The 584-nt window shown below is 61.0% G+C and carries 1 protein-coding gene; it reads right to left on the reverse strand.

Annotation, left to right across the window (positions count from 1 at the left end):
- Positions 1–26: 26 nt before the first annotated feature.
- On the reverse strand, positions 27–584 hold a 558-nt coding region (locus tag AB8E48_RS08975; RefSeq protein ID WP_368886484.1), incomplete at its 5' end, for a gluconeogenesis factor YvcK family protein.

Raw genomic sequence — 584 nt, forward strand, 5'->3', positions numbered from 1 at the left:
CCAAAATAGCAGCCGCAACGGTGATTCTATGCGCTCAGCTCAAACGCTTCGTTATACGCGGCAGCGAGCTTCAGCGGGTCGTGCACATTCGGCTGAGCGGAGGAGCGCAGGTGCGCCCACACAACCTTCGCACCCATCGCAGAAGCCTCACGCTCCAGCTCGGAACGGTGATCCGCCTGCATGTCCGCGTCAGCAATTACGGCGTCGAGGTGCAGCTTCGGGGCGTACTGGCGCAACAAGTCCAGGTGGGTTGCCGGGGTGAAGCCAACCGTCTCCTTATCGTCGGAGAGGTTCATGACCACGCAGCGGCGCGCCTCCGTGCGAATAATCGCCTCACGCTGAGCGTCCAACAGCAGATGCGGCAGAACCGACGTACGCCACGAACCCGGACCCAAAACAATCCAATCGGACTCTTCAATAGCGGAGAGCGCCTCCGGGCAGGGGCGAGCATTCTCAGGGGTCAGACCGATATCGTGAACGCGCTCCTCCTTAGAGAGGTTCACCTGGCCGACCACCTTCACACGCTCAATACCGCCGCCGTTATGCTCACGCAACACGGTGCCGTAAATGACCATCGGATCCAG

Origin of the sequence: Rothia mucilaginosa (assembly GCF_964211445.1) — a bacterium.
Taxonomy (GTDB): Bacteria; Actinomycetota; Actinomycetes; order Actinomycetales; family Micrococcaceae; genus Rothia; species Rothia mucilaginosa_E.